General features: G+C 66.5%; 11 protein-coding genes. 10 read left to right on the top strand and 1 reads right to left on the bottom strand.

Going from position 1 to position 11815, the window contains the following annotated elements; translation table 11 throughout:
* Positions 1–23: 23 nt before the first annotated feature.
* Positions 24–197, bottom strand: coding sequence for a hemin uptake protein HemP (gene hemP / locus CV_RS19275; RefSeq protein ID WP_011137442.1), 174 nt, complete (start codon positions 195–197; stop codon positions 24–26).
* 307 nt (positions 198–504) lie between these two features.
* Here hemP and CV_RS19270 point away from each other — a divergent pair, with 307 nt between their 5' ends.
* The 10 genes from CV_RS19270 to CV_RS19225 all read left to right on the top strand — a co-directional run bounded on the left by CV_RS19270 (position 505) and on the right by CV_RS19225 (position 11809).
* The gene (locus CV_RS19270; protein ID WP_043596755.1) at positions 505–1233 is read left to right on the top strand and encodes an S-methyl-5'-thioinosine phosphorylase; all 729 of its coding nucleotides are present in this window, start codon (positions 505–507) and stop codon (positions 1231–1233) included.
* A gap of 270 nt (positions 1234–1503) precedes the next feature.
* The gene (gene rfbF / locus CV_RS19265) at positions 1504–2274 is read left to right on the top strand and encodes a glucose-1-phosphate cytidylyltransferase (RefSeq protein ID WP_011137440.1); all 771 of its coding nucleotides are present in this window, start codon (positions 1504–1506) and stop codon (positions 2272–2274) included.
* Positions 2259–3317: a CDP-glucose 4,6-dehydratase gene (gene rfbG / locus CV_RS19260; RefSeq protein ID WP_043596753.1), complete on the top strand. Its 1059-nt coding sequence runs from the start codon at positions 2259–2261 to the stop codon at positions 3315–3317. Before rfbF ends, rfbG begins: the two co-directional genes overlap by 16 nt.
* A 16-nt stretch (positions 3318–3333) precedes the next feature.
* Complete coding sequence (gene rfbH, locus CV_RS19255; protein WP_011137438.1) at positions 3334–4647, top strand: lipopolysaccharide biosynthesis protein RfbH; 1314 nt, start codon at positions 3334–3336, stop codon at positions 4645–4647.
* Positions 4648–4658: 11 nt separating this feature from the next.
* Complete coding sequence (locus CV_RS19250; protein ID WP_011137437.1) at positions 4659–6146, top strand: N-acetylneuraminate synthase family protein; 1488 nt, start codon at positions 4659–4661, stop codon at positions 6144–6146.
* Between the two features lie 2 nt (positions 6147–6148).
* Positions 6149–7978 (top strand): thiamine pyrophosphate-binding protein, encoded by a 1830-nt coding sequence (locus CV_RS19245; RefSeq protein ID WP_043596750.1) that lies wholly within the window; start codon positions 6149–6151, stop codon positions 7976–7978.
* A gap of 3 nt (positions 7979–7981) precedes the next feature.
* Positions 7982–9136, top strand: a complete 1155-nt coding sequence (locus CV_RS19240) for a class I SAM-dependent methyltransferase (RefSeq protein ID WP_011137435.1) — start codon at positions 7982–7984, stop codon at positions 9134–9136.
* Between the two features lie 2 nt (positions 9137–9138).
* Positions 9139–9765 carry an NUDIX domain-containing protein gene (locus tag CV_RS19235; RefSeq protein ID WP_011137434.1) on the top strand — a complete coding sequence of 209 codons (627 nt, stop codon included), beginning with the start codon at positions 9139–9141 and terminating at the stop codon, positions 9763–9765.
* 94 nt (positions 9766–9859) lie between these two features.
* A complete protein-coding gene (locus CV_RS19230; RefSeq protein WP_043596749.1) occupies positions 9860–10972 on the top strand; it encodes a radical SAM/SPASM domain-containing protein in 1113 nt (370 codons plus the stop codon).
* Between the two features lie 39 nt (positions 10973–11011).
* Positions 11012–11809, top strand: coding sequence for a hypothetical protein (locus CV_RS19225; protein ID WP_011137432.1), 798 nt, complete (start codon positions 11012–11014; stop codon positions 11807–11809).
* The last annotated feature ends 6 nt before the right edge of the window (positions 11810–11815 follow it).

Below are 11815 nucleotides of genomic sequence, written 5' to 3'. Positions count from 1 at the left end.
GGCTGTCGGCTGGCTTGCGGGTGTTACTTGATCAGTATCAGTTTGCCGTTGCGGGTGAGCTGCAGGCGGTAGATCTCGCCCTGATGCTCGATCCGCACCTCGCGCCCGCCGTCGAACAGCTGGCGGCTGTGCAGCAGCGGCGGGGAAGCCGGCGCGGGTGCTTTGTCGGGGATGGGCGGTGAGTGATATGTGCTCATTTAAAAATGATAACCATTATCATTTAAGTCGGCAAGCGAAAATGACTCAAGCCGAATGCCTCGCCTTGAATATGGGGAAATCCGTTTGGGAAGTAAGCGCCAGCTTGCCGGCGCGCTTGCGCGCAGAGGACGCGCCAGCATGCGCGCCCACGGGGCTTTGGCGGCTTGGCCGGCGTCGCGGACTATGCCGAAACCGCAGGATTCGGACATAATCAGATGGCGGGAACAAGGGGGCGGGGAGACCGCCGTGCCCGTCCGGAACGTTCCGGACGGCGTCCGCGCAGGAAACACGCAAGGGGAAACGAATATGATGGCAATCATCGGCGGCAGCGGCCTGGCACAGCTGCCTGTACTGGACGTCACGCATCGCCAGGTGGTGCGCACGCCTTACGGCGATCCTTCCTGCGCGCTGACCTTCGGCAAGCTGTCCGGCCAGAACGTGGTGTTCATCGCCCGCCACGGTTACGGCCATTCGCTGGCGCCGCACGAGATCAATTACCGCGCCAACCTGTGGGCGCTGCACAACCAGGGCGTGAAGGGCGTGATCGCCATCGGCACGGTGGGCGGCATCCGCCCCGACATGGCGCCGGGACGCCTGGTCGTGCCTCACGACATCATCGACTACAGCTGGGGACGCAAGCATACCTATTTCGAAGGGCCGGAGCGGCCGGTGGTGCACGCCGAGTTCACCACCCCGTATGACGCGGACCTGCGCCGGCGGCTGCGCGAGGCGATCAAGTCCACCGGCATCAGCGGGGTGCACGATGGCGTGTACGCCTGCACCCAGGGACCGAGGCTGGAGAGCGCGGCGGAGATTCTCAAGCTGGAGCGCGACGGCGCGGACATCGTCGGCATGACCGGCATGCCGGAGGCCGCGCTGGCCCGTGAGCTGGAGCTGCCTTACGCCCACTTGTGCCTGGTCAGCAACTGGGCAGCCGGCAAGGGAAAGCAAGGCAAGGTCGAGTTCGACCCGGCGGTGGCCGCCAAGAGCGTGCAGGACCTGATGGATACTCTGCAGGCCTGCTTCGGAAGCTGAGCGCCGGGCGCCCGCCCGGGGCGGGGCGAGCCGAATGGGGCGAGATTGCCGCGGCCGGCTCAAGTGCTCCGCCCTTCGCGCCGATAAAACCGCAAAGGACGCGATGCCGGGCCGCTGGCGGCCCCGGCGCGCGATCTGGCATAAACTGACTGGAGGTCGCGGGCGGCATGCCCGTCCCAAAGCGGATCCAGCCTTGCGGATGTCCGATTTACATTGGAATGGATTATCGAATCCATTTAATATACGCCGGGCGCAACAAGAGAGAGATGTATGAAAGCCGTGATTTTGGCTGGTGGTCTTGGCACGCGCATCAGCGAAGAGTCCCATCTTCGTCCCAAACCGATGATCGAGATCGGCGGCAAGCCCATCATCTGGCATATCCTGAAAATCTACTCCGCACACGGCATCAATGATTTCATCATCTGCCTGGGCTACAAGGGATATGTGATCAAGGAATACTTCGCCAACTATTTCCTCCACACTTCCGACGTCACGCTGGATCTGAGCAACAACCAGATGTTCGTGCACGAGCGCCATGCCGAGCCGTGGCGGGTGACCCTGGTCGACACCGGGGAAAGCACCCAGACCGGCGGCCGGCTGGGGCGGGTGCGCAGGCATCTGGAGAACGAGCAGGACTTCTGCTTCACCTACGGCGACGGGGTCAGCGACATCGACATCACCGCCGCCGTCGCTTACCACCGCAGCCAGGGCGTGGAAGCCACCGTCACCGCGGTGCATCCGCCCGGCCGCTTCGGCGCGCTGGAGATCCGCGACGAGCGCGTCGAATTCTTCAAGGAAAAGCCGCGCGGCGACGGCGGCATGATCAACGGCGGCTTCTTCGTGCTGAACCCGTCGGTGCTGGACCTGATAGACAGCGACGACTGCGTCTGGGAATCCGAGCCGCTGGAAACGCTGGCCAGCCGCGGACAGCTGGCCGCTTACGAACACAGCGGTTTCTGGCAGCCGATGGACACGCTGCGCGACAAGACCCTGCTCGAGGAGTTGTGGCAGAGCGGGGAGGCGCCGTGGAAGCTGTGGTGAATCCGGCCTTCTGGCGCGGGCGCAAGGTATTCCTGACCGGCCACACTGGCTTCAAGGGCGGCTGGCTCAGCCTGTGGCTGGCCGACATGGGGGCCGAGGTGCACGGCTACTCGCTGCCGCCGGAGCAGTCGCCGGCGCTATTCGAGGCCGCCGGCGTCGGCGGCCGCACCATGGGTATGCTGGCCGATATCCGCGACGCGGCGGCTCTGGCCGACGCGATGCGCTCCTGTCGCCCCTCCATCGTTTTCCATCTGGCGGCGCAGCCTCTGGTCCGGCACAGCTACGCCGATCCGCTGGGCACTTTCACGACCAATGTGATGGGCACCGCCAACCTGCTGGACGCGGCGCGCCATTGTCCGGGCGTGGAGGCCGTAGTGGCCGTCACCACCGACAAGTGCTACGAAAACCATGAATGGCCGTGGGCCTACCGCGAGAGCGACGCGCTGGGCGGCCACGATCCCTACAGCAGCAGCAAGGCCTGCGCCGAGCTGGTGTGCGCCGCTTACCGGCGCTCCTATCCCGGCATGGCCCCCATCGCCACCGCCCGCGCCGGCAATGTGATAGGCGGCGGCGACTGGTCGGCCAACCGGCTGGTGCCCGACTTGCTGCAAGCCTTCTCCGAGAACCGCTCGCTGGCGATACGCAGCCCGGACGCCGTCCGTCCCTGGCAGCACGTGCTGGAGTCGCTGGCTGGTTACCTGCGGCTGGCCGAGCGCCTGGCGCAGGGGCAGGATGATGCCGCGTCGGCCTGGAATTTCGGCCCCGCCGACGACAGCAATCGTCCGGTGTCCTGGATCGCCGACACGCTGGCCCGGCAATGGGGCGGCGACGCCCGCTGGCACCGCGACGGCGGCGACCATCCGCACGAGGCGCAGACCCTGCGGCTGGACAGCGCCAAGTCCCGCCAGCGGCTGGGCTGGTCGCCGCGCTGGAGCCTGGAGCAGGCCTTGTCGGCCACGCTGGACTGGCATCGCGCCTGGCTGCGCGGCGAGGACATGCAGGCCTTCACCTTAAAGCAGATCTCAGCCTATACGCGCGGCTGAGCAGAGAGAGCAAGACATGACTGACACAAGCCGAGAGGCCATTCTCGCCCTGGTGCGTCAATACGCCGAAGCGCGCCTGGCCCAGGCCGAATTCATTCCCGGCCAGACCGCCGTGCCGCCGTCCGGCAAGGTGGTGGGCGCCGCCGAAGTGGCGAACATGGTGGACGCCGCGCTGGACGCCTGGCTGACCACCGGCCGCTTCAACGCGTCCTTTGAAACCCGGCTGGGCGAATTCATCGGCCTGCCGCACGTGCTGACCGTCAATTCCGGCTCGTCGGCCAATCTGGTGGCCTTCACCGCGCTGACCTCGCCCAAGCTTGGCGAGCGCGCGATCAAGCCCGGCGACGAAGTGATCACCGTGGCGGCGGGCTTCCCCACCACGGTCAATCCCATCATCCAGAACGGCGCGGTGCCGGTGTTCGTCGACGTGCAGCTACCGACCTACAATATCGACGCCGATCTGCTGGAGGCCGCGCTGTCGCCGCGCACCAAGGCCATCATGATCGCCCACACGCTGGGCAACCCGTTCGATCTGGACAAGGTGGCCGCTTTCGCCCGCAAGCACGGCCTGTGGCTGGTGGAGGATTGCTGCGACGCGCTGGGCTCCACCTTCAACGGCCAGAAGGTCGGCACCTTTGGCGACATCGGCACGCTCAGCTTCTATCCGGCCCACCACATCACCATGGGCGAGGGCGGCGCGGTGTTCACCCGCGACCCGCAACTGCGGCTGATCATGGAGTCGGTGCGCGACTGGGGCCGCGACTGCTATTGCGCGCCGGGCAAGGACAATACCTGCGGCAAGCGCTTTTCCTGGCAGCTGGGCCAACTGCCCTGCGGCTACGACCACAAGTACACCTATTCCCACATGGGGTACAACCTGAAGATCAGCGACATGCAGGCGGCCTGCGGGCTGGCCCAGCTGGACCGGCTGGAGGGCTTCATCGCGGCGCGCAAGCAGAACTTCGCCTATTTGAGCGAGCGGCTGCAAAGCTGCGCCGAATTCCTGGTGCTGCCGCAGGCGACGCCGGGTTCGGACCCGTCCTGGTTCGGCTTCCCGCTGACGCTGAAGCCGGAGGCGCAGCTCAGCCGGGTCGACCTGCTGCACTACCTGGACCAGCACCGCATCGGCACCCGGCTGCTGTTCGCCGGCAACCTGACCCGGCAGCCCTATATGCAAGGCCGGAACTACCGCTGCGCGACGCCGCTGCCGGTGACCGACCGCATCATGAACGACACCTTCTGGATCGGCCTCTATCCGGGCTTGAGCCGGGAGATGCTGGATTTCACCGTCGAGAAGCTGGAAACCTTCCTCGGCGCCAACTTCGACTAGAGAGGCCCATCATGAGCAAGCCGCTATTCATCTTCGAGATGGCCAACAACCACATGGGCAACGTCGAGCACGGCGTCGCGCTGATCCGCGCCATCCGCGAATCCTGCCAGGGCTTCGATTTCGACTTCGGCTTCAAGCTGCAGTACCGCAACCTGGACACCTTCATCCATTCCAGCTTCAAGGGCCGCGACGACGTCAAGTACGTGAAGCGTTTCGAGGAGACCCGGCTGCAGCCGGAACAGATGCAAAAGCTGGTGGCCGAGATGAAGGCCAACGGCTTCAAGGCGATCTGCACCCCGTTCGACGAGGAATCGGTGGACCTGATCGAAGCGCACGGCATCGAGATCATCAAGATCGCCAGTTGCTCGTTCACCGATTGGCCCCTGCTGGAGCGCATCGCCCGCAGCGACAAGCCGGTGGTGGCGTCCACCGCCGGCGCGCGGCGCGAGGACATCGACAAGGTGGTCAGCTTCATGCTGCATCGCGGCAAGGATCTGACCATCATGCACTGTGTGGCCGAGTACCCGACGCCGGACGACCATCTGCACCTGGCGCGGATCAAGACGTTGCGCCAGCAGTACGCCGGCGTGCGCATCGGCTACTCCACCCACGAAGACCCGGACTTGATGGAACCCATCATGCTGGCGGTCGCCCAGGGCGCGACGGTGTTCGAGAAGCATGTGGGCCTGCCCACCGACCAGTACGGCATCAACAATTACTCCGCCAATCCGGAGCAGGTCCGCCGCTGGCTGGCCGCCGCCGCGCGCGCGCTGGCCATGCTGGGCGATGGCGAGGACGACGCGGTGTCGGAGACCGAGCAAGCCAGCCTGCGCTCGCTGCGCCGCGGCGTGTTCGCCACCCGGCCGGTCGCGGCCGGCGAGGCGCTGACCGCCGACAATGTCAGCTTCGCCTTCCCGCCGGTGGAAGGGCAACTGACCGCCAACGAATGGTCCAAATATGTCCGCTACACCGCCAAGACGCCGATCGCCGCCGACGCGCCCGTGATGGCCGCCGATCTGGAGCCGGTGAACCTGCGCGACAAGGTGCAGAAGGCGGTGGAGGCGGTGAAGGCCTTGTTCAAGCGCGGCAAGATCGTGGTGCCGGGCCGCTCCGAGCTGGAAATCTCCCACCATTACGGCATGGAGCATTTCCACGAATACGGCCTGACCATGGTGACCGTGGTCAACCGCGAATACTGCAAGAAGCTGATCGTGATGCTGCCGGGCCAGACCCATCCGGAGCAGTACCACCACAAGAAGGAAGAAACCTTCATCGTGCTCTACGGCGAGATGACCATCTGGCTGGACGACGAGGAGCGCCAGGCCCAGGCCGGCGACGTGATCACCGTGCAGCGCGGCGTGCGCCACCGCTTCCATTCGCGCAATGGCGTGGTGTTCGAGGAGATCTCGTCCACCCATTACGTCGACGATTCCTACTATACCGACGAGCGGATCAGCGCCAACCAGGACCGCAAGACCCGCCTGACCTACTGGATGTGAGCATGAGCGCAAAACTTGTCCGCCTGGCGGACTACGTGATGGATTTCCTGGCCGCGCGCGGCGTGCGCCACGTGTTTCTGCTGCCGGGCGGCGGCGCGATGCATCTGAACGACGCGCTGGCGCAGCAGCCCGACATCGCCGCCGTCCATTGCCATCATGAGCAGGCCTGCGGCATCGCCGCCGAGGCCTACGGCCGGCTGGCCGAGCGCACCGGCGTGGCCATGGTGACCACCGGCCCCGGCGCCACCAACATCCTGACGCCGGTGGCCGGCGCCTGGATCGAATCGCTGCCGCTGCTGGTGATTTCCGGCCAGGTGAAGCGCGCCGACCTGCTGCAGGGCAGCGGCCTGCGCCAGAAGGGCGTGCAGGAAGTGGATGTCGTGTCCATGGCCAAGCCGGTGACCAAGTACGCGGTCACCGTCACCGATCCGCAAGCCATCCGCCAGCATCTGGAGGAGGCGCTCTATCTGGCGCACAGCGGCCGTCCCGGCCCGGTGTGGCTGGACATCCCGCTGGACGTGCAGGCCGCGCCCATCGATCCGGCCACGCTGCCGGGCTGGCAACCGGAAGGCGAAACCGCGCCGGCCGCGCAAGACCATGTCGCCGCCATCGCCGATCTGTTGAAGCAGGCCGAGCGGCCGCTGATCCTGGCCGGCCACGGCGTGCGCATTGCCGGCGGCGCCGACGCGCTGCGCCGGCTCAGCGAAACGCTGCAAGTGCCGGTGGCCGCCACCTGGAACGCGATGGACCTGATGCCGTGGGACAGCCCGCTGTGCGCCGGCCGTCCCGGCGTGGTGGCGCTGCGTCCCGGCAACTTCGCGGTGCAGAACTGCGACCTGTTGATCGCCATCGGCACCCGCCTCGACAACATCCTCACCGCCTATAACCCCAAGGGCTTCGCCCGCGCCGCGCGCAAGGTGGTGGTGGACGTCGACGCCGCCGAGATCGCCAAGCTGGAGATGGAGATCGACCTGCCGTTGGCGATGGACGCCAAGGCCTGCCTGGAGGGCCTGCTGGCGGCCGTCGAGCGCCTGCCCAAGGCCAAGTGGCAGTCATGGCTGGACCGCTGCGCCGACTGGAAGCGCCGCTACCCGGTGCAGGACGGCGCGCCGTTCCCGACCTCCGGCCAGATCAGCCACTATCACTTCGTCGACGCGCTGTCCGACGCCGCGCCGGAAAACACGCTGATTTCCACCGGCAGCTCCGGCCTGGCGGTCGAGGTGTTCTACACCGTGTTCCGCAACAAGCCGGGCCAGCGCGTATTTCTGACTTCGGGCCTGGGATCGATGGGCTACGGCCTGCCGGCGGCGATAGGCGCCTGCCTGGGCAACGGCTCCAGGCCGATGATCGCGTTGGAAAGCGACGGCAGCCTGCAACTGAACCTGCAGGAGCTTGCGACGCTGAAGGCGCTGCGACTGCCCATCCGCCTGTTCATCATGAACAACAACGGCTACGCCTCCATCCGCAACACCCAGCGCAATTATTTCGACAGCCGCTATGTCGGCACCGGGCCCGAAGCCGGCGTGCTGATCCCGGACCTGCTGGAGCTGGCCGAGGCCTACGGCCTGCCTGCGGTGCGCATCGAACGCGTCGAGGAGCTGGCGGAAGGATTGGCCAAGGTGATGGCGCATCCGGGACCGATTCTGTGCGACGTGCGGCTGAACGAGAACGAAACGCTGCAGCCCAAGGCCGCCGCGCTGCCGCAGCCGGACGGCTCCATGCTGTCGATGCCGCTGGAAGACATGTCGCCGCTGCTGCCGCTGGAGCAGCTGCGCGCGGAAATGCTGATTCCGCTGCTGCCGGCGTCGGAAGCCGCCAAGCGGGGCGTTTGAGCGATGGCCGCTGCGATCGATCACTGCCGCCTCTGCGCGCAGCCGCTGTTTGATCAGCCCTTGCTGGTGCAGGACGACATGCCCGCCGCCGCCCAGGGGCTGCCGAGCGCCGAGCAGCTGCCCGGCGACCGCGGCGTCAGGCTTGCGCTGCGCCAATGCGGCGGCTGCGGCCTGGTGCAGCTGGATGCCGAGCCGGTGCCGTACTGGCGCGACGTGATCCGCGCCGCCGGCATTTCGCCGGAAATGCGCGATTTCCGGCTGGAGCAATTCGGCGGCTGGTTGGCCGAGCATGGCCTGACAGGCCGCAAGGTGCTGGAAGTGGGCTGCGGCCGCGGCGAGTATCTGTCGCTGCTGGCCGAGGCCGGCGCCGACGCCTACGGCGTCGAGCATCTGCCGGCGTCGGTGGACGCCTGCCGCCAGGCAGGGCTGAGGGTGGAGCAGGGCTTTGTCGACGGCCCGGACACGCGGCTGGCCGCGGGCCCGTTCGACGGCTTCATGATCCTGAATTTCCTCGAGCATATCCCTGCCGCCCATCGGACCTTGCAGGGCATCGCCGCCAACCTGGCCGACGGCGCCGTCGGCATGGTGGAGGTGCCCAACTTCGACATGATCATAGCGAAGGGCCTGTTCGCCGAGTTTATCCCGGACCACCTGTTCTACTTCACCGAGCGCACGCTGGCGCGGCTGCTGGAGGCCAACGGCTTCGAGGTGCTGGACTGCCGCGCCGCCTGGCACGACTACGTGCTGTCGGCCACGGTCAGGAAGCGCCGCCCACAGGACCTGTCGGCGCTGGCCGCCTGCCAGGGCGCGCTGCGCGCGTCGTTCGACGGCTTCCTCGGCCGCTTCGAACCCGGCCGGGTGGCGATCTGGGGCGCGGGCCACCAGGCGCTGGCGCTGATCAGCCTGATGGGCATCGCCGGCCGCATCCGCTACGTGCTGGATTCCGCGCCGTTCAAGCAGGGGCGCTACACGCCGGCCACCCACCTGCCCATCGTGCCGCCGGCGCGGCTGGATGACGGCGAGGTGGACGCGGTCATCGTGCTGGCGGCCAGCTACAGCGCGGAAGTGGTGCGGCAGATCCGCGCCCGCCACGGCGAGCGCTTCGCTATCGCCGTGCTGGACGGCGATGCGCTGCGAACCCCGGCTCCGGAGGCCTGACCATGCCGCGTCAACCATCGGTTCCCCGCGAGGCGATGCAGCAGGCGATCGAAACCCTGCGCGAAGCGGTGGGATCGGCGCGCGATGGGTTGCCGGAAGAGGTGTTCCTGTTCGTCAGCAGCCTGACGCCCATGGTCAACGTCGACCTGCTGATCCGCGACGAGGAAGGGCGCACGCTGCTGACCTGGCGGCACGACCGTTTCTACGGTCCGGGCTGGCATATTCCCGGCGGCATCATACGCTTCAAGGAGAGTTCGGCCGAGCGCATCGCCGCGGTGGCGGCCAAGGAGCTCGGCGCCGAGGTCGGCTTCGACCCGCGCCCGCTGTGCCAGCACGAGATCGTCAACCACAGCCGCGACGTCCGCGGGCATTTCATTTCGCTGCTGCACGCATGCCGGCTGCTGACGCCGCCGGACGAGGCGAGACGCTTCGACCCGTCGGCGCCGCGCGACGGCGACTGGGCCTGGCATCAGGGCTGCCCGGACGATCTGATCCGGGTGCACGAGATCTACCGCGCCTTCATCGATGGCGCGGAAGCCGGCAGTCCGCTTCCTTCGGCTCAAGTTTCGCTGGGAAAAGCCGAAAATCATATAAGAAATGCTGATACAGAAAACCAGGCGGCGCGCTAATCCGGCACGGCCTCTCTGATACACTCGAAATACTTGCAAAGCCCTGCCGGCGCGCGTGCGGACGGCGGGGATGGAAAGACCTGGAGATACCCACATGAATGCTCCCCTGGAAACCGCGAACTTGGCCTTGAGCCAGGCAGAGCAGGCGAAACGCAACGACCTCGCGCAGCGCAAGCCGTACATCGCGGCCAAGCTGGCGCGCATCGCGGAAATGGAAGAGCGCGGGGAGATCAGCCCCATCATCCGGCTGGAGAAGAGCTATCTGTGCAACTTCAAGTGCACGCACTGCTCGGCCGAATACTACATGGACCGCCACCTGAAGAACGTGATCAAGGTGGTGGACACCCGCAGCAAGATGGAATACGAGGACATCCGCAACCTGTCCCGCCAAGCGGACGAATTGGGCCTGGCCCGCTTCGTGATCACCGGCGGCGAGCCGCTGGTGATGAAGGATCTGGACGATGTCGTCGCCGCCATCGATCCCGAAAAGCATTATGTGATCGTCGACAGCAACGGCTGGTTTCTCGACCTGGAGCGCGCCAAGCATCTGAAGTCCATCGGCGTGGAAAAGATCCAGCTGTCGCTGGACAGCTTCGTCGAGAAGGACCACGACAATTTCCGCAACAAGCCCGGCTCGTACAAGCGGGTGATCCGCGCGGTGGACGCCTGCCTGGACGCCGGCCTCAATCTGATCCTGTCGACCGTGCTGGTCAAGGGCCGGGCCAAGAGCAAGGAATTCCGCCAGATGTGCGAGTACGCGACCCAGCGCGGCTTCGGACTGTACGTGTCCTACGCCAAGCCCACCGGATCGTGCACCGAGCACCCGGAATTCGTCATCGACAAGGAAGACGCCGACATCCTGCGCCAGATGGAGAAGGAGTACAACGTCTTCACCCACATGACGCCTTCCTACGGCTCGCACAAGGGCTGCATCACGGTCAAGGGCATCATCACCGTCACCTCCACCATGGAAGTGACGCCGTGCCCGTACATCGATTTCTCCATCGGCAACCTGCGCGAAACCCCGCTGAAGGAAGTGCTGGCGCGCGGCATGCGCAACCCGTGGCTGGGGCCGCACCGGCCCGACTGCCTGATCGGCGAAGACCCGAAATTCATCAAGATCCACACGGAAAAGACCGCGGGCGCCAAATTCCTGCCGCTGCCGTGGGGACAGGGCTTCTCCGACGAAGATTCGCTGTACGACTGAGACGGCACGACCCACAGAACACGGTAAAGGCTTTACCCGATGAACGCACCAGACATGATTCAAACCGCGCAGCGCTTCGACGCCCACGGCCGCTGCCTGCCGCACGAGGCCACCCAAGCCGCCTGCCATCGCCAGACCCGGCGCTATTTCCTGCCGACCCAGCCGGCGCTGGACTACGCCGCCATCCACCAACGCATCGTCGGCCAGCTCGGCGACGCCGGCGTGGATGCGGCCGAGTTCGAGCGCCGCGCGCGCGACGTGCTGGCCCGCCTGGCGGACGACGAAGCCACCCGCGGCATCCTGAACGGCCCGCACGCGCCCTTCCTGCTGCCGGCGGCCAGCCACGGCGACATCGGCGAGGCGCTGGAGAGCCGTTATCTGCCGGCCGTGGAGCGGGCCTATGCCCAAGCGCTGCCGGAATACAGTTTCTCCAACCATCACAAGGCCGGCCTCGCCGGCAAGCTGACGCCGGCGGAGGGATCTCGCCACCAGCGCCTGATCGACGCGATGGCGAGCGGTCCGGTGGTGGGCGTCTACTTTCCCTGCCTGCTGGAGTATTCGATTCCGGCGGCGATCGAGCAGATGGCTAGCCTGCCCGAGCCTTTCCTGCTGGCCGGCGGTTACGATACCGCCGCCGCCTTCATCGGCTCCCCCGACCTGCTGCTGCGCAAGGACGGCTATCCGCCGCTGCTGTGGCTGGCCGGACTCGATGGCGAGAAGGAGGGCATCGGCTATCATTTCGAAGCCTACGGCTACGATCTCACCTTCAATCGCCGCGTCCATCAGGGCATGGCGGCCGAATACTGGGCCAGCGGCCTGGTCGTCCTGGCCGGGTAGGTCGGC

This window comes from Chromobacterium violaceum ATCC 12472, assembly GCF_000007705.1.
GTDB lineage: Bacteria > Pseudomonadota > Gammaproteobacteria > Burkholderiales > Chromobacteriaceae > Chromobacterium > Chromobacterium violaceum.
The sequence above is the reverse complement of the archived record's forward strand: the minus strand, read 5'-3'. Positions and strand labels throughout refer to the sequence as shown.